Below are 26,268 nucleotides of genomic sequence, written 5' to 3'. Positions count from 1 at the left end.
ATCGGTCTTCTGGGCCGACCTACCCAGTGGCCTGACCCGATTCGTGGCCGAACTGTCCGGCGCACACGCCGCGGTGGTCAAACACGCCCTGCGCGCCCTGTCCGCACCCGCGCCCGTCGAAACCGAGGACGGCACCGGTGCACCCGAGCGCGACACCCGGACCCCGGCCAAACGACGCGCGGACGCCCTGGTACGACTGGTCGACACCGCAGCCGGCGTCCTCGACGGCACCAGCTCGCGGCCCGTCGGAGAATTCGGCGGCACCGCCAAGATCCTGGTCACCCTGGACTACAACACCCTCTACGAGGGCCTTCGCAACGCAGGCCGGCTCGACGATCTCAGCGAAAACGTTTCGCAAGAAACCAGATCGGCGCCGACGTACCTGCCGGGCATCGGGCGCACCACCGACGGGGAGCACCTCGACGCGGGTACTCTCCGCCGACTCGCCTGCGACGCCGACCTCATCCCCGTCGTCCTGGGCGGCGAGTCCGAACCATTGGACGTCGGGCGCGCGAAACGCCTCTTCACCGGCGGACTACGCACCGCGATCATCCACCGCGACCAGCACTGCATCTTCCCCGGCTGCGACCGACCACCCGACTGGTGCGACGCACATCATGTACGGCCCTGGTGGGCCGGCGGACAGACAACACTCACCAACGCAGCCTTACTGTGCGCCCGCCACCACACCATCGTCCACCGCGACCTGCTCACCGCCACCGTCACCACCACCGGCGTCACCTGGGACCTCACACCAGGACTCATGCCCACCCGATCCGGCCGTGAACCAGCGGCCTGACCTGCGGCGGGCACGCCCACATCACCTGAGGCGCAGCTTCCTCCCGGGCCGCCTGCAGGCCGCACGGAACCGCATGCGACAGGATGGTCGGCGATGTCGCACACTCTCGTGGTCTTCCACGCCCATCCGGACGACGAGGCGCTGCTGACCTCGGGGACGATGGCGAAGGCGGCGGCCGCGGGTCACCGCGTCGTCCTCGTCGTGGCCACCGACGGCGACCTGGGGCTCGCCGCCTCGTCCTACCGCTCTGACGGGAGACAGCTCGGCGGCGTCCGGATGCGGGAGTTGCAGGAGTCGGCGCGGGCGCTCGGTGTGGCGCGGACCGTGCACCTCGGGTACGCCGACTCCGGCAGCGGGCCGCTGCTGTACGACGATCCGCCGGGTGCAACACGGTTCGCGCGGGCCGACGTCGAGGAGGCCGCGGGCAGGCTGGCGGACATCCTGCGCGAGGAGCACGCGGACGTGCTCCTGACCTACGACGCCGCGGGCGGCTACGGCCACCGCGACCACGTCCAGGTGCACCACGTGGGCGCACGCGCAGCCGAGATGGCCCACACCGCACGGGTTCTGCAGGCCACCGTCCCGCGCGACCTGCTCGTCCTCGGTATCCGCCTGGTGTCGCGCCTGCACCGCTTCCCCGCGGACTTCGACATCGCCTCGTACGAGCGCCCCTACTCCCCCCGCTCCGCGATCACCCACCGGATCCGCGTGCACCGCCAGATCGGGGCGAAGCGCGCATCGATGCGGGCCCACGCCTCTCAGGCGACCGCGGACGACGGCGACCGCACGCTCGGTCTCTTCCTGCGCATCCCCCGCCCGCTCTACGACCTGGTCTTCGGCTGGGAGTGGTACGTCGACCCGGAGCGACGCGGTGGACTCAAGCAGGTCTCCCACGACATCTTCGAGGGGCTGCCCCGGTGAGCACGACTCCCGATTCCCATCGCCCGACGGTCACCCGGAACCAGGTGCTGAACGGCGTCCTCGGGATGACGATGGCCGGGCTGCTGCTCGGCTTCGGGCTGCCGCTGGTCGCGCAGACGGGCTGGCATCAGATCGGGATCCACCTGTCGCACCTGGGTGCCCTGGGCGCCCTGGAGCTCTTCGGCCTCGTGGTGCTCGGCCTCTGGTGTTACACGTTCACCCTCACCGGCTCGCTGCCCGGCCTCAGCCATCCCAAGGCATTGATCATCAACGTCTGCGGGTCGTCGGTGTCCAACCTGCTTCCGGGTGGCGGAGCGGTCGGGATGGCCGCGACGTACTTCATCGCGCGCAGCTGGGGCTTCACCCGCCGCAACATCTCCACCTCGATCATCGTCAGCGCGGTCTGGAACGTGCTCGCCCGGCTCGCCATGCCGCTGATCGGTCTCGCGGTGGTCTCCACGTCGCAGAACGCGCTGCCCGGACCGGTGCGCACCGCCGCGTTGTACGGCGGGGTCATCGGGCTCGTGCTGCTGCTCGGCTTCATCGTGGTGCTCATCAGTCCCGTCCTCACCCTGCGCCTCGGACGGTTCCTCGATGCACACGCCGCAGCCCGCATCGCCCGCCTGCGTCGCGGTGAGCAGCGCGGCGTGCGCCCGAACCTGACCGCTCTGCTCGGTGATCAGCGCACGCGGCTCGCCGTGGTCACCACGACCGGCTGGTTCCCGATGACGTTCGGCGTGGTCGCCTTCCTGGGCATCTACTTCGTGCTCTTCTGGCGCACCATGTCCGCGGTCGGGGTCGACCTGCCGGTCGCCGACCTGTTCGCGGCGTACGCGCTCGGACGGCTGCTCACCGCGGTCGGAGTCACCCCGGGGGGCCTCGGCATCAGCGAGGCCGGGACACTCGCGGTGCTGGTCGCGTGGGGCGCCGACAAGCCGGCCGCGGCCGCAGGGGTGCTGGTCTTCGCGATCTTCTCCCACCTGCTCGAGGTGCCGCTGGGCGCGATCGGCTGGGCGGCGTGGTGGTCGATGCCGAAGGTCGACCCGCCGCAGGACGTCGCCGACGAGCGCGATGCCCTGCCCGATCAGCTGCGGTGACGCCTCACACCAGGTAGCGCCGGGCGACCTGGGAGAACCAGCCGTAGACCACCACGGTCCCCGCGGCGACCAGAGCCACCGCGGTCATGCCCAGCACGAGGTCACGCAGCCCGTGCACCGTCGGTTGAGCGCCCCACGCCAGGAAGAGGCAACTGACCAGCGCGATCCCGCCGATCACCAACCAGATGGCCAGACCGGGCCCGATCGAGCGGACCGGACGGCTCGGCGTACGCGGTGCGCGCCCCAGCCGACCGTGGTCGACGGTGTGCGCCACGGCGAGCGCCACGCCCGCCCAGGCCAGGCAGACGGCGAGCGCGGCGAGCACGTCGCCGGGGTGGTGCCAGTGGCCGACCACCGTGCCCGCCCCGAAGAAGAATCCCGCGGCCGCGCACACCGGCAGGACGCCCCACTGCCACGCGACCGGCAGCACCATGAGCGTGGCCAGCGAGATGGAGATGCCCACGGTGGCATGACCGCTCGGCATGCTGTTGGCGACGTCGCCGGGCAGCTCGTGGATGACGTGGGCCTTGAGCAGCTGGGTCGTGACGGTCGCGCCGCCGATGAGCACGATCGCGCCGACGGCGAGCCCGATCCTGCGTCGGCTCAACGCCACGGCCGCGACCAGGATGCCCGCGAGGGCGACGCTCGTGACGGAGACCTGTTGCAGCCGGTCCTCGATGTTGTAGAAGAGCCACGGCGGTCCGCCGAGGGCGAACTCCATCTTGTAGTCGAATTTCGCACCCGTGCGGTTGCGCACCAGCAGCATCACCAGCACGACGATCGCGACGACCGCGACACCCACCATCGCGGCGGCGGGACGCCAGGGCGACGTGCGAGGTCGGGACGGCGTCTGCTGCCCCGTAGGGCGCATGGTGGATGCGCTCATCCATTCAGTATGCCGACCGCGCCTGGCCGGCACCTGTGATGCCACCAGATGGTCACGCCTGCAGGGCGCGCAGGCGGACCGCGTCCGACCGCAGGCCGGGCCAGCAGGAGGACTGCACCAGCCGGACGACGTACGCGACGTCGATGCCCCGCTCACGGAGCAGGTCCTCGCGCTCTCCGACGCCGATGAACCGGGCCTCGTGTCCGACCGTGAGCACTTTGGTGCTGCAGCCCATCTGTTGCAACCGGTCGCGCAGTGCGGAGCCCGGACCGGCCGGGACCGCGTTGTCCTCCAGGGTCACCACCAGCCGGTGCTCGGCGGCCATCGTGACGAGTTCGGGTGCGAGCGGATGGACCCACCTCGGGTCGACGACCGTGACCGCGACGCCCGTCGCCCCCAGCCGGTCGGCGGCATCCAGGGCGACGGCCGCCAGGGGCCCGGTGCTGACGAGCAGGACGTCGCCGTCCCCGGCGCGACGGCGCAGCACGTCGACCGGGCCGAACCGGCAGATCGCACCCACCGGCGCGGGCGCCTCACCCTTGGGGAACCGCACCGCGCTCGGGCCGCCGTCCTCGGCCACCGCCTCGCGCAGCAGGTCGCGCAACCGTAGGGCGTCACGGGGCGCCGCGACCCGGATGCCCGGCACGAGACCCAGCATCGACACATCCCAGATGCCGTGGTGCGAGGCGCCGTCCGGCCCGGTGATGCCCGCCCGGTCCAGCACGAAGGTCACCGGCAGCCGATGCAGGGCGACGTCCATGAGGACCTGGTCGAACGCCCGGTTGAGGAAGGTGGAGTAGATGGCGACCACGGGGTGCAGTCCGGCCGTCGCGAGACCGGCGGCCGAGGTGACCGCGTGCTGCTCGGCAATGCCGACATCGAAGGTGCGGTGCGGAAAGCGCGTGCCGAACGGGAGCAGACCGGTCGGGCGACGCATGGCCGCGATCACCGCGACGACGTCTGCCCGGTCCTCGCCGATGGCGACGAGCTCCGTGGCGAACGCGTCGGTCCAACGGGTTCCATGCGGCCGCACGGTCGCCGTCAGCGCCGGCGGTGGGGCCGGCGACACCGTGTGCAGGCAGTCCGCCTCGTCCTGCTCGGCCGCGTCGTAGCCGGCGCCCTTGCGGGTCACGACGTGCAGCACGGTGGGGCCGGGACGGCGGCGTACGGCTCGCAGGCTCCGCTCGAGCGCGGTGAGGTCGTGACCGTCCACCGGGCCGATGTAGCGCAGTCCCAGAGTCTCGAAGAGATTCGACCCCGCTGAACCGTCCCGCAGCGCCGCCAGGTGGCGGGCGAGCGCGCCGACCGTCGGCTCGTAGGACCGGCCGTTGTCGTTGAGCACGACCAGCACGTTGCGGCCGGACCCGCCGATGTTGTTCAGGGCCTCCCAGGCCATCCCGCCGGTCATCGCGCCGTCGCCGATCACCGCCACGACCCAGCGTCGGCAGCCGGTGAGCTCGTGCGCCTTGGCCAGACCGTCGGCGTACGACAGCGAGGTGGAGGCGTGGGAGTTCTCGACGATGTCGTGCTCGCTCTCGCGGCGGGACGGGTATCCGCTCAGGCCGTCGGCGACTCGCAAGGACTCCAGATCGGCGGCCCGCCCGGTCAGCATCTTGTGCACGTAGGCCTGGTGCCCGGTGTCCCAGACGATCGGCTCCCGCGGCGAGTCGAACGCCCGGTGCAGGGCGATGGTGACCTCGACGACGCCGAGATTGGGACCGAGATGCCCTCCCGTGCGGGTGACCACGTCGACCAGCCGCTCGCGCACCTCCGCGGCGAGCGCCGGCAGCGACCGCGCGTCGAGCGCCCGTACGTCGGCAGGCGAGATGACCCGGTCGAGCAGCCCGGAGCCGCGCGCTGGCATCACGCCACCGCGGCGCGCAGGGTCTGGCGCAGCGAACCCATCGTCGCGACGACCGCCGTCGGCTCGTAGCCGCAGTGCGCCATGCAGTTCGCACACCGCTCGTCCTTACCGCGGCCGAACGCCTCCCAGTCGGTGTCCTCGATCAGCTCCTTGTACGTCGAGACGTAGCCGTCGTCGAGCAGGTAGCAGGGCCGTTGCCATCCCTTGAGCGAGTAGGAAGGGATCGCCCACGGTGTGCACTCGAAGTCGACCTTGCCCTCCAGGAAGTCCAGGAAGAGCGGCGAGTGGTTGAGGCGCCACTTCTTGCGCCGCCCCTCGCCGAAGGCCTTCGCGAACAGCGCCCGGGTCTCCTCGACGCCGAGGAAGCCGTTCTGGTCCGGCGCCTTCCAGTAGGCGTACCCCGGAGCGATCTGCATGTTGTCGACCTTGATCTCGTCATTGAGATAGTCGAGGACGTCGATCACGTCCTGCGGTGAATCACTGTTGAAGACAGTCGTGTTCGTCATCACCCGGAAGCCGCGCGACTGCACGAGCTTGATGGCGTCGATGGCCGCCTCGAAGCCGCCCTCCTTGCTGACCGACGCGTCGTGCCGCTCCTTCATGCCGTCGACGTGCACCATCCAGGAGAAGTCCGGGTGCGGGGTGAACTTGTCGATGTGCCGGGCCATCAGCAGCGCATTGGTGCACAGGAAGACGATCTTCTTGCGGTCCAGCAGCTGCTGGACGATCTCGTGGATCTGCGGGTGCATGAGTGGCTCTCCCCCGGCGATGGAGACCATCGGGGCGCCGCTCTCCTCGATGGCGGCGACGGCCTGCTCGACCGGCATCCGCTGTTTGAGCAGCGCGGCCGGCTCCTGGATCTTGCCGCAGCCGGTGCACTTGAGGTTGCAGGCGAAGAGCGGTTCGAGCTCGACGAGCAGCGGGAACTTCTCTCGTCCGCGCAGCTTCTGCTCGGCGAGGTAGCGCCCGAGGCGGAGCGACTGGCGCAGGGGCATGGAAGGCATCAGCTGACCTCTCGTGGAAGGGTGAACCGCACGTGCTCGTCGACGACGGAGGACTCCGCCGCCTCGATCGCGCCCAGCCCGGACAGTGCGTGCACCAACTCATCGACCAGCGACGGGGGCGCGGAGGCGCCGGCCGTGATGCCGACCCGGCGAACGCCGCGCAGCCAGGCCAGATCGACCTCGGTGGCGTCCTCGACCAGGTGCGCGGGCGTGCCCGCCGCCTCGGCGACCTCCACGAGCCGGCGGGAGTTGGAGGAGTTCTGCGAGCCGACCACCAGCACCAGCTCGGTGTCGGCGGCGACGGCCCGCACCGCCTGCTGACGGTTGCTGGTCGCGTAACAGATGTCGTCCCGGGCCGGCGCCCGCAGCGCGGGGAAGCGGTCGCGCAGCACCCGCGCCGACTCCTGGGCCTCCTCGACGGCCAGCGTGGTCTGCATGACGTACGAGACCCGGTCGGGTCGGATCGCCTGCACCCGGGCGGCCTCGTCGGGGTCGTCCACGACGACGACGTTCTCCGGCGCTTCCCCGCGGGTTCCGACGACCTCCTCGTGGTCGGCGTGCCCGATCAGGAAGACGGTGCTGCCGGGAGCGGCGAACCGGCGAACCTCGGTGTGCACCTTGGCCACCAGGGGGCAGGTCGCGTCGATCACCACGAGATCGCGCTCGCGGGCCTGCTGCCGCACGGACGGCGCCACCCCGTGGGCGGCCAGCACGGTCACCGCGCCGCGCGGTATCTCCTCGACCTCCTGCACGAAGATCGCGCCCTTGCGCTGCAGGTCCTGCACCACGTGGGCGTTGTGCACGATCTGCCGGCGCACGTAGACCGGCGCACCGTGGGACTGCAGCGCCCGGTCGACGATCTCGATCGCCCGCTCCACACCGGCGCAGAACGACCGCGGACCGGCGAGCAGGACGTCGCGGTCGAGGGCGGCGTCGTACCACTCGCGCAGCACCGGCGCGGCCTCGCGCAGGGCCCACAGCGCGGCGACGCCTCGCACTGCCGTGCCCAGGTGACGCAGCGGCTGCTCGGTCCCGTCGACGATCGCGCGCACCACCGTCAGGGGGCGTGCGCCGAGCTGCCGCGCGAGGTAACCGGACTCCGTGTCGACCGCCAGGGCGCCGGTGCGCGCGGCGAGCGCGGCGCGGTCGGGTCCGTCGACGACGTGATCGACGGAGGCGATGGGCCCGACGTGCACGGTGAGCCCCCGTCGGCGCAGCGCACCGGCCACCAGAGGGGCTGCGGGACAGTCGTATCCGTCGCCGTCGAGCAGCACCCGGTCGGCCACCACGACGTGACCGGCGCGGACACCGGGGACGAGACCGCCGGCCACCCCGGCGAGGAGTGTCGGGCCGTCGGGCGACGTCGGCGCGACCCGGGGCCCGCGACCCGCGACGTGGATCGGCCGTCCGACCCGGGCGCCCAGGGCGACCCGTTCGATCCGCAACGCGGTGGCGATGCCGGCCGTCATGCCGGCCCACCCCCGACGTACCGACCCAGGGCCCAGATCGGGAAGATGAGCCGGTAGAGCCCGTAGTTGATGTAGAAGTCGCCCGGGAAACCGGTGCCGGTGTACAGGTCCTCGTCCCAGGTGCCGTCGGCGCGTTGGGTGCCGGCCAGGTAGGCGATGCCGCGCTCGACCACACCCCCACCGTCGTCCGCCTCACCGGCGGCGACCAGCGCCATCAGCGCCCATGCGGTCTGGGAGGCGGTGGAGGCACCGCGCCCGATCCAGTCCGGATCGCGGTAGGACCGCAGGTCCTCGCCCCACCCGCCGTCGGCGTTCTGGTGCTCCCCCAGCCAGCGCACACTCGCGCGAACGGCGTTGTGATCGGCGGGGATACCTGCGGCGACCAATGCCGGTACGACGGCGCCCGTGCCGTACACGTGATTCGCACCCCAGCGCCCGAACCACGAACCGTCGGGCTCCTGGTGCTCCAGCAACCAGGCCACGCCGCGGCGGCAGCGCTCCCCCCGGGCGCGTCCCTCCGCGGCGAGCATCTCCACCACGTGGGCCGTCACGTCCGCCGACGGCGGGTCGATCACGGCACCGAAGTCGCAGAACGGCAGGTGGGTGGCCAGCGTGCGGGTGTTGTCGGCGTCGAAGGCGCCCCAGCCGCCGTCCTTCGACTGCATCCCGGCCGTCCACGCGATGCCCCTGTCCACCCCGCGGCGCAGCAGGGTGGGCCGGTTGCTGCCGACCCGGCGCAGCGCCATCACCACCTCGGCGCCGTCGTCGACATCCGGGTAGACGTCGTTGGCGAACTCGAAAGCCCAACCGCCGGAGGGGATCCCCGGCCGGCGTACCTGCCAGTCCCCGTCACCGGTGATCTGCTCACGGCCCAGCCAGTCCGCGGCACGTCGGACCCGCGCGTCGTCGCCGCTGATACCGGAGTCCAGTAGCGCGTTGACCGCGAGGGCGGTGTCCCAGACCGGCGACTGGCACGCCTCGACCCGGCGGATCGGTCCCTCGTCGGTGTCCTCCGTGATGACGAAGCCCTCCAGCCCGTCGACCGCGGCCCGCAGCACGGGATGCTCCAGCGGGTAGCCGAGTAGATGCAGCGCGAGGATCGAGTAGACCCACGGCGGCTGGATGCCGCCCCATCCCCCGTCGGCCTCCTGACGCGCGATGATCCACTCCGCCGCCCTGCGCATCGCCCCGGTGCGCAGCTGCCGCAGCGGCCGCTTGGCGTACGCGTGCAGGAGGACGTCGGCGCGTTGGAACGCGCCCCCGACGGTGCTCCACGGGGCGAACGCCTCCGGCTCCGCGCCGGTGCGGAGCTCGTCGACGGCGAAGGGCAGCGGGCGCCGCGGGCGCAGCGTGCAGACGACGGTGAGCGGCACGATCGTCTGTCGGGCCCAGCAACCCCAGTCGTAGACGTTCAGCGGGAACCACCGGGGCAGGTGGATGAGCTCCGGGGGCAGGTTCGGCAGGTCGCGCCAGTCCCACAGCCCGAAGAGGGCGAGCCAGATGCGGGTGAAGACCCGGGAGCGCTCGACGCCGCCATGTGCGCGGACGAACTGCTGTGCGCGCAGCATGTGCGGGGCGGTCGCCTGGTCGCCCGCGATCCGCAGGGCGACCCATGCCTCGACGGTGGTGTCGAGATCACCGGGTCCTCCGAAGAAGGTCGCCCAGGTGCCGTCCTCGCGCTGCTGGGACCGGATCCACCGTGCGCTCTGGTCGCGGGTCTCGGCCGTCGCGATCCCGAGGAATTCGCGCAGCATCATGTCCTCGGCGTCCACGGTGACGTTGGTCGCCAGATCGCCCTTCCACCAACCCTGTTCGTGCTGGAGGCTGCTCAGATGGGCGATCGCCGCCTCCAGAGCGGCGCGTGCGGCCGACCGCGGGTTCGAGGTGGCGTCGACGTCACCTGCCACGGAGCCGGACGCGAGCACGGGGGTCATCGGTTCAGGCCTTCCTGCCGGCGATGAAGTCGGCCATGGCGTGCAGGTCGGCCGTGGCGGACGGTGTCAGCGCCGCCCCGCCCAGGGCTGCCTGCGCGCTCGCCACCAGGCGGCGCGCCTCACCCTCCGCCCAGTCGCGTGCGCCGGCCTCCTCCAGCAGTCCGGCGGCCCGTGCGAGGGCGGCCGGATCGGTGGGCCCGTCCATGAACCAGGCCCTCAACCGGGCGGCCCGGGCGCCGCCCTGGCCGAGCGCCCAGCAGACCGGGAGGGTCTTCTTCTTGGCCTGCAGGTCCGAGAAGTTGGACTTGCCCGTGACCTGCGGATCACCCCACACGCCGAGCAGGTCGTCGACCAGCTGGAAGGCCAGGCCGATGCGCAGGCCGTACGTGGTGAGCGCGTCCAGCGCGTCGGGGTCGCCACCGGCGAGCACGGCACCGATGACCGTGCTGGTGGCGATGAGCGCGGCGGTCTTGCCCTGCGCCATCCGGCGGCATTCGTGCAGGCTCACCTCGGCACGCTGCTCGAAGGTCATGTCGAGCACCTGACCGTTGATCAGTGCACGGGTGCACCGCGCCAGGTGCCACGAGGCCGCGGCGGCCTGGAGGCCACCCTCCTCCAGCAGCACCTCGTGTGCGAGGGACAGCATCGCGTCCCCGGTGAGGATCGCGGTCGCCTCGTCCCACACGGACCACACCGTCGGACGGTGCCGGCGCGTACGGTCGCGATCCATGATGTCGTCGTGCACGAGCGAGAAGTTGTGCACCAGCTCGACCGCGACGGCGCCCGGGACGGCGACGGCCGGTTCCGCGCCGACGGCGCGGGCGCCGAGGACCGCCAGGGCGGGGCGGACGGCCTTGCCTCCCGCTTCGGAGACAGGGTGGCCGCCGGCGTCCACCCAGCCCAGGTGGTAGGAGGTCGTGAGGCGCTCGAGATCGTCGAGCCGGTCGACCGCCTTGTGCAGCGCGGGCAGCACCAACGAACGGGTCTCGTCCAGGGTCTGCGCGGGTGCACGCCCGACGTCGTTCATCACGCCGCCACCTCGTCCCGTGGGGATCTCCGGGTCTCCTGCAACAGCGCAGCCGCAGCGTCCCTACCGCTGCGTACCGCGCCCTCCATCGTCGCGGGCCAGCCGGTCGCGGTCCACGCGCCGGCAACGGCGAGCCCGACATGTCCGGTCCGTTGCGTCGGCCGGTACGCCGCGGTGCCGGGCGTCGCGCGGAATGTCGCCCGCGGCTCACGGGTGACGAAGAAGTCCAGCACGTGCGCCCAATCCATCATGGGGAGAAGCCTCCGCAGCTCCGGCAGGTAGATCTCGCGGAGCTGCGCGGCGGTGCGAGGCAGGACCTCGTCGGCGCCGGACAGCGAGACCGCGAGGTACTGCCCGCGTCGCACACCGGACTGGCCGGTGCGATCGAAGACCCACTGCAGCGGGCTGTCGAGCGCGACCACGAACGGCGTGTCGAGGACGACCCGGTCGAGCAGCACGTGCAGGTTGACGATCGGAGAGCTGCCGAGACGTGCGGCGTACCCCGGGCCGACGCCCAGGTCGGCCCAGGGCGCGAGCCGCTCGGTGACGTCCGGGGGCACCGCCAGCACGGCCTGGTCGTACTCCGTGTCGACGCCGTCGGCTTGCACGACCCACCGGCCCGACGCGGGCGTCACGCGTTCGACCTTGGCACGCACCCGCACCTCGGCGCCCGCCGCACCCAACGCGCGCACGGCAGCGTCGCCGTGCAGCTGTGACAATGGGACGTCTGACCAGCCGATGTCACCTGCCGTTCGGTCGGTGAGCAGGCCGAGCTGGAAGACGGTAGCGGCGAGAGCGAGCGAGCACTCGTCGGCACGCACGTTGAGAGTCGCGAGTCCGACGACATCCCACAGGTTCTCGCGCAGCCGCCTCGAACAGTGGTGTGCGTCCAGCCAGTCGCCGAAGCTGGTCTCGTCGCTGGCAGCCGACGCGGTGTCGACCGCTGCCAGCGCCAGAGCGATCTTGCCGGCGCGGACCCGGTCCGGCACCGGCAACCACGGATGACGGGCGAGCGAGCCGGCCAGGTGCATCGGGGCGGGCAGCCCGTTGCGGCGCAGATGGCCCGTCGTGGCGCGCCGCCCGCTGCGCATCGGGATGTCCAGGCGGTCCTGCATCGTCACCAGGTGTGCGACACCGAGGCGCTGCAACAGACTGCGATAGGCGGTGCAGCAGCGCAGGAAGACGTGCTGCCCGTTGTCCACCCACATGCCGTCGCGCTCGAAGCTGTGGGTCAGGCCGCCCAGGTGCGCCTGCCGTTCCAGGAGGGTCACGTCGCATCCGGCGTCGGCGAGTCCGATCGCGGCGGTGATTCCGGCGAGGCCGCCTCCGATCACGGCCGCCCGCGTCATCTCAGCCCTCCGCGAGCGAGGGCGGAGACCGCGACCGCACCCTTCTCCCACCCGGGAAGGGACAGGCGCGAGCCGTAGACATCACTGGGGTTCTTACGGATCCGGGTCAGCACCCGGTGGTAGATGCCCGACATGGCGGCACAGCAGGCGCTGCTGCGGGAGTCCAGCTCGGGCAGCAGCCGGCCACCCAGCGCGTACCAGTTCTCGGCCCGGGCAGCCGCGAAACCGATGTAGGCGGCGAGCCTCGCCTCGGGATCGCAGAGCGAGCCCTGTGCATCGAGTTCGAGGGTGATGCCGTGCTCCTTGAGCTCCTGCTGGGGCAGGTAGACGCGGCCGATGAGCAGGTCCTCGCGGATGTCGCGCAGGATGTTGGTCTGCTGCAGCGCGATACCCAGCTGGTCGGCGTACATCGGCGCCCTCGGGTCGGTGCCGGCGCCGAAGACGGACAGGCACAACCGGCCGATGGACCCGGCCACCCGACGGCAGTAGACGGTGAGGTCCTCGAAGGTCTCGTACGTCACGTCGGCCAGGTCCATCTCGACGCCGTCGATCAGCTCCAGGAACGCCTCCAGCGGCACCGGGAAGTCGCGTGCGGTCGCGGCCACGGCGAGTAGGACGGGGTCGGTGGAAACGTCGATCCGTTGCAGGTCCTGCCGCAGGGCGGCCAAGGCGCGGATCTTGTCCTCACGCGGCCGATCCTCGTCGCCGATGTCGTCGATGCGGCGGGCCAGGGCGTAGAGGGAGCACAGCGCGGCGCGCTTCTGTGGGGGAAGCAGACGGATGCCGTAGTAGAAGTTGCGTGCCTCGTCCCGGGTGATGGTCTCGCACGCGGCGAAGGCATCGGGAAGGGTGGCCGTGGTCATCCAGCACCTCCGGAGCGCAGCAGCAGTGCGGCGATGTGACGGAACACGTCGACCCGTCGTGGTCGCGGGACGGCGGTGACGACGTCACCCCGCGCGCGCTCGATCGCGTCCGCGATGGCCAGGCCACCGGCGACGAAGCCAGCGACCGAGACCTTCGCCCAGCCATCCAGGCGGCGCAGCAGCGGTGGTCCCGCATCCAGCAGCTGCCGCGCCCGCAGCACCTGCAGCGAGACCACGGCGCAGAGGTCCTCGCGATGGCCGAGGTCGAGCAACGTCGCGGTCGACAACCCGGCACGACCCAGGTCGTCCTGCGGCAGATAGACCCGCCCGGCCCGCGAGTCCTCGACGACGTCCTGGCAGTGCTCCAACACCTGCAATGCGGAGCAGATCCGGTCCGACAGGGCGATCCGCTCCGGCGAGGACCTGGCGAAGATCTGCAGCACCAGGCGGCCGACGGGGTCGGCCGACAGTGCGCAGTACTCGAGAAGGGCGGCGAAATCTGCGTACTCGGTCACGGACTGGTCCTGCAGGTTGGCCGCCACCAGGTCCTGGAAGGGCTTCTCGGACAGTCCGCATGCCGTGACCGTGGGCGCCAACCGCATCAGGGTCGGCTCACTCAGCCGCTCACCGGCCCAGAGTGCGTGCACCTGGGAGCGGTAGGCGCTGAGGACGGCCGTGCGGTCGCCGGTGCCCGAGTCGCCCAGCTCGTCGATGTGCCGTGCCACGGCGTAGACCCGGCGCAGATGGTCCCGGATCGCTGCCGGAAGCACGCGCAGAGCCACCGGAAAGTTCTCGCTGCGGTCCCGTGCGTCGTACATCGGCAGGCGCGAAGTCGTGTCGTTCGAGGGCTGCGCGACCGTCATGACTCGTAGTCTGGGTCCACTCGTCACCGTCGGTCTCGACCCGAATGAGTGAGTTTCTGGGCCGACGTTTGTCATTCGATGACAAATCGATCAGGAAGCGGGGATCTGCGGGATGGCGCAACGGTTGAATGCGGAAGTACTTCCATCGCAACCGGATTCACACGTCGAGGTGCTGCGGGAGTCACTGACGCAGACCTTTCCCGACCTGCTGCGCGTGGTCGGTGACGAGCTCGCCACCATGTGGCCTACCTACACGGCGTACATGGAGGAGCATCGCGATCAGCTCGCGCTGGCGTCCGAGGTCGTGATCCCGCAACTGCTTGCCACGGTCAGTGATCCGGCCGGGAGGCCCGGTCATAGCGACACCCTCGACCCGGCGATCGCGAACGTGTTCGAGCAGATCGGCCGCGTGCACTACCTGCACGGGCAGGACCTGACCAGCCTGCTCACGGCCTACCAGAGCGGCGCCCGCGTGTCTTGGGAGTTCATCTCGCAGGCGGCCATCGCGGCCGGCATCGGCCCGACCGACATCGCCCGCCTGGCTCAGACACTCTTCACGATCGTGCACGACCTGTCGGCGTGCACGTCGCAGGGCTTCGTCAGCGAACAGTCCGACTCGGGGATGGCGGCGCAGCGGGCGCGCGCCGAGCTGACCGGTCAGATCATGTCGCCCTTCACCGACCTCATCGCGCTGCGGCGTGCCGCGGACCGGGCGCTCTGGCGTCTGCCGGACGAGGTGGTCTTCGTCATCCTGCGCCTCGACAAGGACGAGACGCCGCTGCAGTCGGTGCAGACCGACCCGGAGTGGCTCTTCGTCCGGGTCGACGGGGTCGTCGGCCTGATCGCGCCATGGGCACGGGGCACCCGCGAGCGCCTGATCCGCGCGCTGGCGTCCGAGGGAGCGATGGTCGGCCCGCCGATGCCGATGGACCAGGCCCGCACCAGCCTCACCCTCGCACGAAGTGCGTTGTCGCTGCAGCGATCCGGGCTCATCACCGAGTCGGTCGCATTCGTCGGCGATCATCTCGACACCCTCATCGTGCACCAACGGCCGCAGCGCGTGGCAGCGCTCCGGTCGCAGGTGCTGGCACCGCTGGACGACCTGCCGCAGGCGACGCGCGAGAGGCTGATCGAGACACTCACCTCGTGGCTTCGGCACATGGGCTCCCGTGTGGAGATCGCCGAGGAGCTGCACATCCACCCTCAGACGGTGCGCTACCGCGTCGAGCAGCTGCGCGAGGCGTTCGGCCCCGCGCTGGACTCACCGGCCGAGCGGGCCCGGCTCTATCTGGCGCTCATCTGGGGCGAACCCGTCCTCGACGCCGACTGAGGCGGCAGCGGCGAACCGCTCATCGAGCGCCTCGCGCAGGAGGACGGCGTCCAACGTCGCGGCGTCGGTCACGATGCTGACGTCGAGCAGACCGCCCCAGCTCAGTGCACCCACCGCCAGGGGTGCCCCCGGTGCGGGCGGCAGCAGTGGCATCACCCGTGTCACAGGCGCTCCCCTGAGCGTGAAATCCCGGTCCGGCCCCGGCATGTTGGAGACGATCGCGTGGAAGTAGCGCCGCCCGTAGACCGACCGGGCGAAGCTGCGCCGCACCGGTCGTGGCACGCAGCGCAGGGCCGTCGCCATCACCCACCGCGACGCCACAGCCCTGGCCGGCGAGCGCAGGGCGGCGGCCGAGGTCCGCAGGGTGCGCAACTGATCGGCCAGGGGCTGATCCCGCAGCGGCACGTCCACGATGACGGCGGCCGTGACATTCCCGTCGGCACCGCTGCCCGGCGCCCGCAGCATCATCGGCACCGACACCCGCAGCCGCCCCTCGCAGGTCCGGGCCAGATCGGGGTACGCCGCGGCCGTCGCCGCACCGACCAGGGCGAGCAGGACCTCGGTGACCCGGGCGTCGTGGGCGCGGGCGATCGAGCGGACCTGCTCCAGCGGCAGCTGCATCGAGCTGTAGCTGCGGCGGCTCGAGCCGGTCGGCAGCAGGGCGGACGGTTGTCCGTCGGTGGCCAGCTGTCCCAGACCCACGACCACGGCGACGGCGCGGCGGGCCACGGACGGCGCGTTCGCCGCGGGGATGGGCAGCTCGAACCGCGGGCGCAGCAGGCCGAGCGACTGCACCACCGCACCGATGCCGTCGGCCATGCAGTGGTGCATGACGATCACGAAGGCGGACCGCTCCCCCGGCAGCCCGTCGACGAGCACCGCCCGCCAGAGCGGCCGGTCACGTGGCAGCTCCTGCGCGCAGAACCGTGCCACCACCTGATCCATCCCGTCGAGCCCGGTGCCCGGGGGCAGTGACTGTCCGGTCACGTGGCTGGACCAGTCCGGCTCGCCGGCCGGCTCCCAGCGGGCCGCCCCGCGACCTGGTGCGAGCCGGGAGGTGAAGCGCGGGAACGAACCCAGCTCGGAGCGGATGAGCTCACGAACCTGCTCCACGGTCGGGGGTGTCGCGCCGGGACCGCCGAGCAGCACGTAGCCGCCGACGTTCTGGGCATTCCCGTCGTGCTCGACGTCCAGGAAGAACTCGTCCGAGGTCGCGAGCAGGCCACGCTCGGAGCGGGTCTGCCAGCGCTCGACGACGAAGACCGACGCCAGCACGAAGATCGCCGCGGGGACGGCATCGAGGACGAAGTGGTTGGCCGTCGCCACCACCACGACGAAGGTGAGCGCCACGTGCACGGCGCTCAACGCCTGCAGCCAGCGCCGTTGGGAGATCCGGGCGAGCATGACGCTCACCCACAGGGCCCACGCGATGTGCAGTGACGGCACGGCGGCCAGCTGGTTGGCGTCGGCGACCAGGGGCGACCCCCAGGAGCCGATCGTCGACCCGGTCGTGACGGTGTCGACGTACCCGGTGCCCGACAGGAGACGCGGCGGCATGACCGGAAGGAGGGCGAAGCAGGTGAAGGCGAGCAGGTTGAGTACGACGAAGGAGTCGCGTGCCATGCGGTAGACGCCGGGCATCCGACAGTAGGTCAGCAGCAGCAACAGGGCGGCGCTCAGGATGTAGGTCGTCGCGTACTCGTAGTTCGCCGCGACCATCAACGTGTGCCGCGAGGCGAGCCAGGCGTTCCAGCTCCGCTCGACGTCCAGGTGCAGCCACCGCTCGAGGTCGATCAGGCCACGCGCGTGACGCTCCGCCGCTGCGCGACGGCCGGCGCCACCGAGATGATCGACGCCCAGGTAGACGGCGAAAAGGGCCAGACCGATGACCAGTTCACGCCAGGCGGGCGGTCTCGGCGAGTGGGACGTGGTGCGGACGCTCACGGATTCGTCCTAGCACATCGCCGTGTGCCGGCCACCCGGATCGCTCAGGCGGTGGCGATGCTGAAATTCGGCATCCGGGCGATCCGGCTCCAGCCCCAGGCGGTGCAGATCACGACCGACAGCACGGTCAGCGAGGTGCTGAGCAGGCCGCGCGAGAGCACGCCGGTGCTCATGCCGAGGTGCAGCGCGCCGACGCTCATCGCGACGTCGATCAGGCGCGAGACGCCCCAGATGACGCAGACCTGGGTGAACATCCGGCGGGCCCGGCGGTCGTCGAGGAAGAACTGAGGCAGGGTGATGAAATCGCGCGCGAGGTGCAGGGTGATCGGTCGGCCGACGGCGGCGCTGACCAGGAAGATCGTCGCCATCAGGGCCGATCCGGCGATCGGCTGCAACAGGAAGACGTAGACGCTGGACAGGGCGAGCGCGATGCTCGTGCGGCCCACCAGCATCGCGACGGCGAGCAGCAGGGTGCGCGGGACGTGGTGCCCCTGGCGCCACCGGATGGCGAGGGTGAGCGCGCACCACACGAGGACGGCGATCAGGCCTCCCACCTGGCCGATCGTGAAGATGCTGACGTAGAGCAGCAGTGACGGGACCAGGACGGTCTCGGTGATGAGACGAGCGCCGCGGCGTACCGACGAGCACACGAGTGCTCGGTCGATCACCAGGCGGCCGCTCTCGGGGGCGGCTGGAATCGCGCTCGGCGCATCCGTCATCTCATGATGGTGACATCGATTCCTTGGGATGGGCTGAGGAGTCGGCGTGTCGTACCAGCGGAGAGTGCGACAGCCCGGTGATGCCGATGATGAGAAGCGCACCGGTGAGCGCCACCGCGAGAAGATCCGGGGGTGAATGCGGCACTTCGACGTGGAATCCGAAGATTCCGGCGCAATAACTGACGATGGGGTTGGTGATGCTCATCGCCGCAAACGGCCAGGGCAGCGAACCCTGCGAGAACGCCGCCTGCTCCAGCAGCAGGCCGCCGAGCGTCGACAGCGCGAGGGTGTAGCCCGGCCAGTCCTTCGCCGTCGCGAGGACCCCGGGACCGAACAGGGACGCGCTGGTGAGCTTCATCAGCACGGCCGATGCCGCGAAACACATCCCCGCGCCGGTCGCGAGCAGGAAGCTCGCGAGCATCCCGCCGGTGCGACGGGCCACCACCACCAGGAGGACGACCGTGGCCGCGATGAGGACCAGGATCAGCGCGACACGGTCGCGGTCGGGCGATCCGCGCAGCGGCGCGGCGCGCCCGACGGTGAGCAGCACGACCAGACCGGCGCAGATCGAGAGCCCGAACGCGAAATCGCGCCGCCTCGGCTGGTCGCGCGAGCCCCCGGTGGACAGGAGCAGCGCGAAGAAGATCTGCATCGTCATGATGGGCTGCACGATGGCGACGGTGCCCAGCTGCAGGGCGGCCGCCTGGATCCCGAAACCGGACATGTTGATGAGCCACCCGAAGAGCCAGCGCCGACGGGTGAGCAGATGACGGATGAACCCGGCGAAACCCCGGACCGTCGCGATCTCGTGCTGCCCGGTGGCCCGCTGGGCGTGGGCCTCCTGCTGCTCGATCATGGCCGACAGGGCGAACGTGAACGCGGCCGCGAGGGCGAGCGCGATCACCAGCAGCATCATGGCGTGCGCTCCGTCGCCCGCCCGGGTCGGACCGGGCGACCGAATCGCGCGGCCAGGCCGCCGTACGCCGAGGGCGCCACCGCGCGTACGACCGCGGCGGACCGCAGCCAGCGGGGCGTCCAGACCTCACCGGCGTCGCGTTCGATGGCGCGCACGATGCGGGCCGCGACGACGTCGGCCGGCAGCGGACGCGGGCTGCTGCGGTCGTACGCGGCGCCGCGACGCTCGAAGAAGGGCGTCTCGACGACGCCCGGCACCGCCACGGTGACGCCGATCCCGGTGCCGCGTATCTCCAGACGCAGGGATTCGGCGAACGCGTCCACGCCGGATTTCGTCGCGGCGTAGACGGACTCACCGGCCACGCCGACCCGACCGGCGATGCTGGTGACGAAGCACAAGCCGCCCGTGCCGCGCTCGAGCATGCCCGGCAGCACCGACCGGGCCAGCTGCATTGTGCCGGTCAGATTGGTGGCGACGAGGGCATCGACCGTCTCTTCCGGCATCGCGGCCAGGGCCCCGGCCCACCCGATGCCCGCGTTCGCCACGAGCAGGTCGATCCGGCCGTGCGCGGCGAGCGCCTCGGCGACGACCCGTTCGCGGGGGGCGCGCTCCGCGAGGTCGCCCACGACGGATACCGCACCGAGATCGCCTGCGACGGCCGCGGTCCGCCCGCCGTCGCGTCCGTGGACGATCGGGACGGCGCCCCGTGCGGCGAGACGGTGCGCGAGCGCGGTGCCGAGGCCCGACGAACTGCCGGTCACCAGGGCGACGCGATCGTGCAGGTCCACCACCGTCTCCTCGATAGACGATCTATGCGACCGACCGACTCTAGCGGCCGGTCACCGCAGGTCGGACCGGGCGGATCACTCCCACTCGATGGTGCCCGGCGGCTTGCTGGTCACGTCGAGGGTGACCCGGTTGACCTCGCTCACCTCATTGGTGATGCGGCCGGAGATCCTGGCCAGCACGTCGTACGGCAGGCGGGTCCAGTCCGCGGTCATGGCGTCCTCCGAGGACACCGGACGCAGCACGATCGGGTGACCGTACGTGCGGCCGTCACCCTGGACGCCGACCGAGCGGACATTCGCGAGCAGCACCACCGGGCACTGCCAGATGTCCCGGTCCAGGCCCGCAGCGGTGAGTTCCTCACGGACGATGGCGTCGGCGCGGCGCAGGATCGCCAGGTTGTCGCGGGTCACCTCGCCGATGATCCGGATGCCGAGGCCGGGGCCGGGGAACGGCTGGCGCCACACGATGCCCTCGGGCACCCCGAGCTCCAGCCCGACCTGGCGCACCTCGTCCTTGAACAGGGTGCGCAGCGGCTCGATGAGGGAGAACTGCAGGTCGTCGGGCAGACCGCCGACGTTGTGGTGGGACTTGATGTTGGCCGCTCCGGTGCCGCCGCCGGACTCCACCACGTCCGGGTAGAGCGTGCCCTGCACCAGGAACTTCACCGGGTGCTCGTCGTCCTGCTGGGAGCCGACGATGTCGCGGGCGGCCTTCTCGAACGAGCGGATGAACTCCCGGCCGATGATCTTGCGCTTCTCCTCCGGGTCGGTCACTCCCGCAAGGGCGTTCAGGAACTGGTCGGTCGCGTCGACGACGACCAGGTCGACGCCGGTCGCGTCGACGAAGTCCTTCTCGACCTGCTCGGCCTCGCCCTCGCGCAACAGCCCGTGGTCGACGAAGACACAGGTGAGCTGATCGCCGATGGCTCGCTGGACGAGTGCTGCCGCCACCGAGGAGTCGACGCCGCCGGACAGCCCGCAGATGGCCCGTGCGGAGCCGACCTGCTCGCGCACCTGCTCGACCAGCTGGTCGGCCATCGCCTCGGGCGTCCAGTCCGGCGACAGCTTCGCGCCGCGGACCAGGAAGTTCTCCAGCACCCGCTGGCCGAAGGTGGAGTGCATGACCTCGGGGTGCCACTGCACGCCGTACAACTGACGCTCGTCGTCCTCGATCGCCGCGACCGACGCACCCGGCGTCGTGGCGGTGACCCGCAGACCGGGGGGCGCCTCGGAGGCCGCGTCGCCGTGGCTCATCCAGACGGACTGCTCGTCGGGCTGACCGTTGAAGAGGGTGGAGTCGGTGTCCACGATCTGCGCCATCGTGGCGCCGTACTCGCGCAGGCCGGTGTGCTCGACGTTGCCACCGAGGCTCTTGACCATCGCCTGGAAGCCGTAGCAGATGCCGAAGACCGGCACGCCCGCCTCGAGCAGGGCCGGGTCCAGGCCGGGGGCGTCGTCGGCGTAGACCGAGGACGGGCCGCCGGAGAGCACGATGGCGGCGGGCTCGCGGTCGAGGATCTCCTGCACCGGGGTGGTGTGCGGAACCACCTCGCTGTAGAGCGAGGCCTCGCGCACGCGGCGGGCGATGAGTTGGGCGTACTGCGCGCCGAAGTCGACGACGAGGACGGGGTGCTCCTGCAGGGGGGCGGTCACCTGCTGGATTCTATCCAGCAGCGGCGGGCCCCGAGGACGCCGCTCAGCCGCGTGGGGTGTCCGCCTGCAGCGCCGCGAGGTCGCCCTCGACGTTGGCGCTCACCTTGCGCTCGATGTAGAACGACAGGAAGGGCACGCAGCCGGCGAGGATGACGCCCACCATCTTGAGCAGCCCCCAGCGCATCCTGAACGCGAGGTTGACGGTGGCGGCGATGTAGACGATGTAGACCAGGCCGTGCGGCTGCGGCCACCAGTCGAGCGCACCGTTGTCGAAGGCGTACTTGAGGATCACCTGGGCGGTCAGCAGCAGCAGGCCGATCCCGACGATGACCGCCATCACCTTGAAGAAGGTCAGCCCCTTGCGCGCCTTGGCCGGGTCGATCAGGGTGCGCCCGGAGGGTCGCGCCGCCTTCTGGGTCTGCTCGCTCACTGCCGGTCCTTCGTCTCGACTGATGCCGCGGCGGTCTGCTCGCCGTCCGTGCCTTCGCCATTGTCCGCGACCGGCCCGGACGGGAGCTCGGCGGCCCGCCCGGCCTCCTCCGCGGCGTACTCGTCACGCACCATCCGCACCCACACGTAGACCGCGAAACACGAGAATGCCCACCACTGCACGGCGTATCCGGCGTTGAGCAGGTGGAAGCCGCCGCCTCCCGGCTGCGGCGGCGGGAACGTCGCCACGGGTGCGGCGGTCGCGCTGGGTGACTCGTCCGTGGCGAAGACGAACGCGTTGTAGACCGTGCCACCCCAGGTGTTCGCGAGCACCGCCAGGTTGATCGCGCCGATCTGGCCGCTCGGGTAGCTGCCGGTCGCGGGCGACTCCCCCGGGGCGAGCGCACCGGTCACGGTGACCTGGCGGCTTCCGGTCAGGGGCGCCGGCACGTGCGTCGGATCGGCGACGAAGCCGCGGACGACCGGCAGTCGTGCCCCGTTGCCGTCCACCACCAGCGGGGTCAGCACCCAGAAACCGTTGTGCCCGTCCAGTGTCCGCCCGGCGACCAGCTCCTGCAGGGCGCCGTCGTAGTGCCCGGTCGCGCGCACCGGCCGCAGCGACCCGTTGGAGGGGAAGCTCTCGGCGGGCTGCATCACGGAGGTGATCGCGGTGACCGGCCGGTCCTGCATCTGGTGGTTCGCGGTGGCGTGCCCGGCACTGCGGGCCACGTCCAGCTGCCAGATGCCGAGCAGTACGAACGCCACGACCAGCACGACCATGAGCACGAACAGGCCCATGAGGCGCGGTGTGAGAGCGGCCCGGAGCATGGTCTCCATTGTGCGTCCGGCGGCTGTGCGCCGACGCCCAGCCCTCCCCCGCGGAAAACCGATCGCGTCCGCGTCCCCGCCCGACCTAGGCTGAAGCACGCCATGAGACCCCTGCCGTACGACGACCCCGGGACACCCGATCTGCGGTCGCCGGTGCGGTTCATGGCATGGACCGCACGCCTGCAGTGGCGCACGGTGCTGGGCGGGGTCTGCTGCGCGATCGTCTGGATGCTGTGTCTCGCGATGATGCCTGCCGCGATCAGCCGGGGCACCGACGACGGCATCCGCGGGCACGACATGGGCGCGCTGGTGCTGTGGTCGATCACGCTGATCGTGCTTGCCGCGATAGCCGCCGGCGCCGGGGTGCTGCGGCACCGCTTCGCGGTGCTCAACTGGCTGCAGGCGGCGTTCCGCTGCATGCAACTGGTCGGCGAGCACGCCACCGACTCCGGTGAGGCGCTTCCCCGGGCGATGCCGACCGGCCAGGTCGTGGCCAGCGCGGCCACCGACGCCACCCGCTTCGCGGAGTCCTACGACGCGTTCGCCCGGTTCGTCGGAGCGATCGTCGCCTACCTGGTGGTCGCGATCATCCTGCTGCGCAGCTCACTCCCGCTCGGTCTGGTGGTGCTGCTGGGGGTGCCGGTCCTGCTGACCGCCCTGGCCGCGGTGATCAAGCCCCTGCAACGACGCCAGCAGGCGCAGCGAGAACAGTCCGGCCGGCTGTCGGAGCTGGGCGCCGACACCGTCACCGGACTGCGCGTGCTGCGCGGCATCGGCGGCGAGCACACCTTCCGGCGCCGCTATGCCGAGCAGTCCGAACGCGTACGCCTCGAAGGGGTGCGGGTCGCGATCCCGCAGTCCACGCTGGACTCCGCGCAGGTGCTGCTGCCCGGCATCTTCATGCTGGTGGTCACCTGGCTCGGCGCCCGGTCGGTGCACTCCGGCGCGATCACGCCCGGCGAGCTGGTGGCGTTCTACGGGTACTCCACCTTCCTGGTGATGCCGCTGTCGACCGCGACGGAGATGACCGGCAAGTTCCTCGCGACCCGCGTCGCGGCAGGCCGCATCATCAAGGTCCTGCAGATCCCCGGCGACCACACCGGTGAGGTCCCGACCGCGCACCTGCCCGACGGTCCGCAGGAACTGGTCGACCCCTCCACCGGCGCGGTCTTCGCGCCCGGCCTGCTGACGGCCGTGGTCTGCGACGTACCCGCGCAGGCGTCCGCGTTGGCGGACCGGCTGGGCCGGTTCGGGCAGGGGGGCACCGACGTGACGTTCGGCGGCGTACGTCTTGCGGATGTCGCTGTGCGAGAGGCCCGTTCGCGAGTCGTCGTGTCCGAGGTCGACCCGCGGCTCTTCGCCGGGACGCTGCTCGATCAGCTCGACCCCGCGGGCCGGAGCACCTCCGATCAGATCGCCGCCGCCTTGGACGCCGCCGACGCGCACGACGTGCTGCTGGCCCTGGAGGACGGGCTGCAGTCGCAGGTCGAGGAGCGCGGCAGGTCCTTCTCGGGCGGGCAGCGTCAGCGGCTCGCCCTCGTACGCGCCCTGCTCACCCGCGCCGAGACCCTGGTGCTCGTGGAGCCGACGAGCGCCGTCGACGCGCACACCGAGGCGCGGATCGCGGCCCGGCTGGCCGCCGCGCGCCGCGGTCGCGCGACCGTCGTGATGGCCGCCAGCCCCCTGCTGCTCGACCAGGCCGACCGGGTGCTGCTGCTGCAGGACGGCGGCATCGTCGCCGAGGGCACCCACGCGGACCTGTCGAGGACCTCGCCGGCCTACCGACGCGTCGTCCTGCGCGGAGAGGAGGACATCGATGAGCCCGCTCACGCCTGAGGTCGCGAAGCCCACCGTCCTGCCGGTCGCCGACGGTGCTGCCGTGCGCCGGCACGCCCGGATGCTGATGCGTCGACATCGCCGCGCGCTGATCGTGACGGTGGGGTTGCACGCGCTCGCGGCCGTCGCCGCCCTGTGCGCACCGCGGCTGTTCGGTGAGCTCATCGAGCGGCTCTCGCACGGCATCGACAACGCGACCATCGACCGGTTCGGCGTCGCGCTGCTCGTGGTGGTGCTCGCGCAGACCGCCCTGACCTGGACGGCCCGCCGCTCGGCGTACGTGCTGGGCGAGACCGTCTTCGCCGGACTGCGCGAGCGATTCATCGACCGGGTGCTGGAGCTGCCGCTCCCGACCGTCGAGCGCGCGGGCACCGGCGAGCTGGTCTCGAGGACCACCAACGACGTCGATGCGCTGTCCTACGCGGTGCGGTTCGGGGTGCCGGCCACCCTGGTCGCGGCAGTCACCTCGCTGCTGACCCTGGGGGCCGCCTTCCTGGTCAACCCGCTGGTCGCCCTGTCGCTGCTCATCACCCTGCCGCTGCTGTCCCTGTCGACCAAGCGCTACCTGCGCTTCGCCGGGCCCGGCTACGCACGGGAGCGGGCGTCGTACGCCGTCACGAACGGCGTGGTGAGCGAGAGCATCGAGGGCGCCCGCACGATCGACGCACTGTCGTTGCAGGATGTGCGGCGCTTCCGGCTGCACAGCGCGATCCGCGGGATGTGGGACGCCGAGCTCTACACGTTGCGACTGCGGATGTGGTGGTTCCCGACCGTGGACCTCGGCGCCATGCTGCCCGTCGGCGTGGCGCTGCTGTGGGGCGGTTTCCTGGTTGCGCACGGCCACGCGAACCTCGGTCAGGTCGTGACGATCGTGCTCTACGCGTTGGCCATCGGCGACCCGATCGACGAGCTGCTGTCCTGGCTCGACGAGATCCAGGTCGGTGCCAGCGCCCTTGCCCGGATCATCGGCATCGAGGACCTGCCGCCCGACCGCCAGGCGGGTGACGCGCGCCCGAGCGACTCCCGGCTGGCCGCACGCGACGTGCGCTACTCCTACCGCGCCGGACGCGAGGTGCTGCACGGCATCGACCTCGATCTGGCACCCGGCGAACGGCTGGCGATCGTCGGGCCCTCCGGCGCGGGCAAGTCCACCCTCGGCCGGCTGCTGGCCGGCATCGACGGCCCCGGCAGCGGCTCGGTCGCCGTCGGCGGAGTGCCGTTGGTCGAACTCCCGCTGGACGACCTGCGCGGCGAGGTCGCCCTGGTCACCCAGGAGCACCACGTCTTCGTCGGGACGCTGCGCGACAACCTGCTCCTCGCCCGGCCCGCGTCCGACGACGAGACGCTCTGGGCGGCGCTTCGCTCGGTGGACGCCCTGCCGTGGGCGGCCGCGTTGCCGGACGGCCTCGACACCCGCATCGGGCAGGGCGGCCGGACGCTGACCGATGCTGCCGCGCAGCAGCTCTCGCTGGCGCGGCTGGTGCTCACCGATCCGCACACCCTGGTGCTGGACGAGGCGACGTCGCTGCTGGACCCGCGCGCCGCGCGCCACCTGGAGCGCTCCCTCAACGCCGTCGTCGAGGGCCGCACCGTGGTCGCGATCGCCCACCGCCTGCACACCGCGCACGACGCCGACCGGGTGGCCGTGGTCGAGGACGGCCGGATCACCGAGATCGGCCCGCACGCCGAGCTGGTCGCCGCCGACGGCGCGTACGCCGCGCTGTGGCACTCCTGGCGCGACGAGTGACC

22 protein-coding genes are annotated in these 26,268 nt (G+C 71.4%); 6 read left to right on the top strand and 16 right to left on the bottom strand.

What is annotated here, in order from left to right:
* From JOB34_RS16960 to JOB34_RS16950, 3 genes are all read left to right on the top strand, one after another.
* Positions 1 to 799, top strand: a 799-nt coding sequence (locus tag JOB34_RS16960) for an HNH endonuclease signature motif containing protein (protein WP_208053807.1), incomplete at its 5' end; no start/stop codon positions are given.
* A 93-nt stretch (positions 800 to 892) separates the two neighbouring features.
* Positions 893 to 1,720: a PIG-L family deacetylase gene (locus JOB34_RS16955; RefSeq protein WP_208053806.1), complete on the top strand. Its 828-nt coding sequence runs from the start codon at positions 893 to 895 to the stop codon at positions 1,718 to 1,720.
* Entirely contained in the window at positions 1,717 to 2,817 is a 1,101-nt protein-coding gene (locus tag JOB34_RS16950) for a lysylphosphatidylglycerol synthase transmembrane domain-containing protein (protein ID WP_233763357.1), read from the top strand. The genes JOB34_RS16955 and JOB34_RS16950 overlap by 4 nt, the downstream gene beginning before the upstream one ends.
* A 4-nt stretch (positions 2,818 to 2,821) precedes the next feature.
* On the opposite strand, the gene JOB34_RS16945 is transcribed toward JOB34_RS16950, so the two are convergent.
* From JOB34_RS16945 to hpnC, 9 genes are read right to left on the bottom strand one after another with little or no spacing between them, the layout of a single operon-like run.
* Positions 2,822 to 3,703, bottom strand: a complete 882-nt coding sequence (locus tag JOB34_RS16945; RefSeq protein WP_208053805.1) for a phosphatase PAP2 family protein — start codon at positions 3,701 to 3,703, stop codon at positions 2,822 to 2,824.
* A gap of 52 nt (positions 3,704 to 3,755) precedes the next feature.
* On the bottom strand, positions 3,756 to 5,567 hold the full coding sequence (locus JOB34_RS16940) for a 1-deoxy-D-xylulose-5-phosphate synthase (RefSeq protein ID WP_208053804.1): 1,812 nt from the start codon (positions 5,565 to 5,567) through the stop codon (positions 3,756 to 3,758).
* A complete protein-coding gene (gene hpnH / locus JOB34_RS16935) occupies positions 5,567 to 6,571 on the bottom strand; it encodes an adenosyl-hopene transferase HpnH (protein WP_179479257.1) in 1,005 nt (334 codons plus the stop codon). Before hpnH ends, JOB34_RS16940 begins: the two co-directional genes overlap by 1 nt.
* Entirely contained in the window at positions 6,571 to 8,040 is a 1,470-nt protein-coding gene (ispH, locus tag JOB34_RS16930) for a 4-hydroxy-3-methylbut-2-enyl diphosphate reductase (protein WP_208053803.1), read from the bottom strand. Before ispH ends, hpnH begins: the two co-directional genes overlap by 1 nt.
* A complete protein-coding gene (shc, locus tag JOB34_RS16925; protein ID WP_208053802.1) occupies positions 8,037 to 9,974 on the bottom strand; it encodes a squalene--hopene cyclase in 1,938 nt (645 codons plus the stop codon). Before shc ends, ispH begins: the two co-directional genes overlap by 4 nt.
* Positions 9,975 to 9,978: 4 nt before the next feature.
* Positions 9,979 to 11,001 (bottom strand): polyprenyl synthetase family protein, encoded by a 1,023-nt coding sequence (locus tag JOB34_RS16920; RefSeq protein ID WP_208053812.1) that lies wholly within the window; start codon positions 10,999 to 11,001, stop codon positions 9,979 to 9,981.
* Entirely contained in the window at positions 11,001 to 12,350 is a 1,350-nt protein-coding gene (gene hpnE / locus JOB34_RS16915) for a hydroxysqualene dehydroxylase HpnE (RefSeq protein ID WP_208053801.1), read from the bottom strand. The genes JOB34_RS16920 and hpnE overlap by 1 nt, the downstream gene beginning before the upstream one ends.
* Complete coding sequence (hpnD, locus tag JOB34_RS16910; RefSeq protein ID WP_208053800.1) at positions 12,347 to 13,213, bottom strand: presqualene diphosphate synthase HpnD; 867 nt, start codon at positions 13,211 to 13,213, stop codon at positions 12,347 to 12,349. Before hpnD ends, hpnE begins: the two co-directional genes overlap by 4 nt.
* Positions 13,210 to 14,076 carry a squalene synthase HpnC gene (hpnC, locus tag JOB34_RS16905; protein ID WP_208053799.1) on the bottom strand — a complete coding sequence of 289 codons (867 nt, stop codon included), beginning with the start codon at positions 14,074 to 14,076 and terminating at the stop codon, positions 13,210 to 13,212. Before hpnC ends, hpnD begins: the two co-directional genes overlap by 4 nt.
* Before the next feature lie 169 nt (positions 14,077 to 14,245).
* Between hpnC and JOB34_RS16900 the strand changes: the two genes are divergently transcribed.
* Complete coding sequence (locus JOB34_RS16900; protein ID WP_208053798.1) at positions 14,246 to 15,406, top strand: helix-turn-helix domain-containing protein; 1,161 nt, start codon at positions 14,246 to 14,248, stop codon at positions 15,404 to 15,406.
* On the opposite strand, the gene JOB34_RS16895 is transcribed toward JOB34_RS16900, so the two are convergent.
* The 7 genes from JOB34_RS16895 to JOB34_RS16865 form a co-directional block, all read right to left on the bottom strand.
* The gene (locus tag JOB34_RS16895; RefSeq protein WP_208053797.1) at positions 15,338 to 17,350 is read right to left on the bottom strand and encodes a phosphatase PAP2 family protein; all 2,013 of its coding nucleotides are present in this window, start codon (positions 17,348 to 17,350) and stop codon (positions 15,338 to 15,340) included. The genes JOB34_RS16900 and JOB34_RS16895 overlap by 69 nt on opposite strands.
* Positions 17,351 to 17,394: 44 nt before the next feature.
* Positions 17,395 to 18,069, bottom strand: coding sequence for a hypothetical protein (locus JOB34_RS16890; RefSeq protein ID WP_208053796.1), 675 nt, complete (start codon positions 18,067 to 18,069; stop codon positions 17,395 to 17,397).
* Between the two features lies 1 nt (position 18,070).
* Complete coding sequence (locus tag JOB34_RS16885; RefSeq protein ID WP_208053795.1) at positions 18,071 to 18,985, bottom strand: DMT family transporter; 915 nt, start codon at positions 18,983 to 18,985, stop codon at positions 18,071 to 18,073.
* Positions 18,982 to 19,773 carry an SDR family NAD(P)-dependent oxidoreductase gene (locus tag JOB34_RS16880; protein ID WP_208053794.1) on the bottom strand — a complete coding sequence of 264 codons (792 nt, stop codon included), beginning with the start codon at positions 19,771 to 19,773 and terminating at the stop codon, positions 18,982 to 18,984. The genes JOB34_RS16885 and JOB34_RS16880 overlap by 4 nt, the downstream gene beginning before the upstream one ends.
* Positions 19,774 to 19,848: 75 nt before the next feature.
* Entirely contained in the window at positions 19,849 to 21,426 is a 1,578-nt protein-coding gene (gene guaA / locus JOB34_RS16875) for a glutamine-hydrolyzing GMP synthase (protein ID WP_208053793.1), read from the bottom strand.
* A 43-nt stretch (positions 21,427 to 21,469) separates the two neighbouring features.
* Positions 21,470 to 21,856 (bottom strand): DUF3817 domain-containing protein, encoded by a 387-nt coding sequence (locus JOB34_RS16870; protein WP_343048408.1) that lies wholly within the window; start codon positions 21,854 to 21,856, stop codon positions 21,470 to 21,472.
* On the bottom strand, positions 21,853 to 22,683 hold the full coding sequence (locus tag JOB34_RS16865; RefSeq protein WP_208053792.1) for an SURF1 family protein: 831 nt from the start codon (positions 22,681 to 22,683) through the stop codon (positions 21,853 to 21,855). The genes JOB34_RS16870 and JOB34_RS16865 overlap by 4 nt, the downstream gene beginning before the upstream one ends.
* Positions 22,684 to 22,785: 102 nt before the next feature.
* On the opposite strand from JOB34_RS16865, the gene JOB34_RS16860 reads away from it, so the two are divergent.
* Together JOB34_RS16860 and JOB34_RS16855 are read left to right on the top strand one after the other, a co-directional pair.
* Positions 22,786 to 24,519 carry an ABC transporter ATP-binding protein gene (locus tag JOB34_RS16860; RefSeq protein WP_208053791.1) on the top strand — a complete coding sequence of 578 codons (1,734 nt, stop codon included), beginning with the start codon at positions 22,786 to 22,788 and terminating at the stop codon, positions 24,517 to 24,519.
* Complete coding sequence (locus tag JOB34_RS16855; protein WP_208053790.1) at positions 24,500 to 26,266, top strand: ABC transporter ATP-binding protein; 1,767 nt, start codon at positions 24,500 to 24,502, stop codon at positions 26,264 to 26,266. Before JOB34_RS16860 ends, JOB34_RS16855 begins: the two co-directional genes overlap by 20 nt.
* Positions 26,267 to 26,268 lie beyond the last annotated feature (2 nt).

The sequence above is a fragment of the Allobranchiibius sp. GilTou38 genome (assembly GCF_017565325.1).
In the GTDB taxonomy this organism is placed as follows: domain Bacteria; phylum Actinomycetota; class Actinomycetes; order Actinomycetales; family Dermatophilaceae; genus Allobranchiibius; species Allobranchiibius huperziae.
Note: the sequence above shows the minus strand (reverse complement) of the source record. Positions and strands in the feature narration are given on the sequence as shown.